At 70.9% G+C, this 1,534-nt stretch carries 3 protein-coding genes and 1 pseudogene; all 4 read right to left on the bottom strand.

The features are described from left to right. Positions 1–271 (bottom strand): annotated as a pseudogene (locus tag CVM50_RS22105) (DNA cytosine methyltransferase); the annotation flags it as partial. Beyond that, the gene (locus CVM50_RS20970) at positions 271–633 is read right to left on the bottom strand and encodes a hypothetical protein (RefSeq protein WP_085890131.1); all 363 of its coding nucleotides are present in this window, start codon (positions 631–633) and stop codon (positions 271–273) included. The pseudogene CVM50_RS22105 and the gene CVM50_RS20970, both read right to left, overlap by 1 nt. Then, on the bottom strand, positions 633–953 hold the full coding sequence (locus CVM50_RS20965) for a DUF2312 domain-containing protein (RefSeq protein WP_085890132.1): 321 nt from the start codon (positions 951–953) through the stop codon (positions 633–635). The genes CVM50_RS20970 and CVM50_RS20965 overlap by 1 nt, the downstream gene beginning before the upstream one ends. 12 nt (positions 954–965) lie before the next feature. Beyond that, positions 966–1,534, bottom strand: a 569-nt coding sequence (locus tag CVM50_RS20960) for a hypothetical protein (protein ID WP_157792263.1), incomplete at its 5' end; no start/stop codon positions are given.

Genomic DNA, 1,534 nt, shown 5'->3' with positions numbered 1-1,534 from the left:
GGCCGATATGGCGGCCTGCCAGATGATCCAGCGGATCGACGCGGTAGACGTTCTCGCTGAGGTGCAGCGTGTCGGGATGGTTGGCCGCATGCAGGGCCAGGGCCGCCGGGTTGTGGTTGATGGCGATGTCGGGACCACGGCCCAGGGCCATCTCGATGCCGGTTGAGGCGCCACCGCCGCCGGCGAAGCTGTCGACGATCAGGGGCGGGCCGAGGGGCGCCGGGCGGGTGTCACCGGCCAGTTCAAGGTCGAGAAGATGTGCGCCGTCCATCAGCGGGCCTCCGGGGTGCAGACAAGGGCGTGGTAGGCGGGCAGCAGGGCGAGGGTGGCCAGCCCGGTGCAGAGCACCATGGTCGCCAGCGAGGGGCCGTCCTGGGCCTGGCCGAACAGCCAGCCCGCGCCCGGCGCGGCGCCGAGAAGGTAGGGGCCGCAGGGGGCGAGCCAGCGCAGCAGGCGGGGCATCGGGTGCAGAGCGGGGGTGTCGCAGACCGTCCGTGCCGCGTCATAAGGGGCCAGGGTCATGGCAAGCACGAGCGCCAGCTGGACCAGGGTGCCACCCTGCGCCAGGGCGGCGGCCGAGAGCGCGGCGACGGTCGGGCAGGCGAGGACGGGGGCACAGAGAAGCCAGCGCATCAGCTCATCCCCAATGCGTCTTTGTACATCTGCAGCACCGCCTCTTCCTCGGCGATGTCGTCGGGCTCGCGCTTGCGGAGCGCAATGAGGAGCCGCAGGACCTTGACGTCGTAGCCGCGCCCCTTGGCCTCGGCCATGACCGCCTTCTGCTGGTCCGCGATGTCCTTCTTCTCCGCCGCGAGCTGCTCGAAGCGTTCGATGAAGCCCCGCAACTCCGCCGCATGAACCCGGTAGGCGCCGTCTCGGACCTCGCGATCCGCCTCGGTCTCTTTCAGGCCTGCATCCTCCTTGGACGCCTTCGGGAAGCCCATGTCCTTCATGACCCGGCCCCCTCAGTCGCGCATGGGCATGAGAACCCAGAGCGCATCGGGATCCTCGGTGACGATGCGGGCGGGCTCTCCGCGGCCAGCGCTGGAGAGGGTGAAGGCGGGCGCGATCCGGGCGAACTCGGACAGCAGCGCCAGGCTGTAGGTGGCGGTCTGACCGTCCTTGGTGGCATGGCCCTGCAGGGCGATGCTCAGATCGACGCCATCGGGCATGCTGAGCGACATGCGTCCCGCGCCGGGATCGAGCCGCAGGGGCAGGCTGCGCCCGTAGCAGGTCGCGCTGGCGATGGTGCGGAGCCGGCTCAGGGCGCTGGCCGACAGATGGGCTGTGAAGGCGTCGGAGGCCGGCGGCGTGACCCGCGTGTAGTCGGGATAGGTGCCGTCGATCCCCTGGATCACCAGGCGCAGCCCGGGCGCGGTCACCAGCAGGTGGCGGGGACCAGCATGGAAGGTCAGCGGGGCGTTCCCTGCCTTGCGCGCGATCGCGATGAGCAGATCGACGGCGCGGACCGGGACGATGAGGCCGTCGGGGCGGTCGGTCGCCTTGCTGCCGTCGGCGCGCGGCCCCTCGATGA

Source organism: Pseudooceanicola marinus, assembly GCF_002786295.1.
Taxonomy (GTDB): Bacteria; Pseudomonadota; Alphaproteobacteria; order Rhodobacterales; family Rhodobacteraceae; genus Pseudooceanicola; species Pseudooceanicola marinus.
The sequence above is the reverse complement of the archived record's forward strand: the minus strand, read 5'-3'. Positions and strand labels throughout refer to the sequence as shown.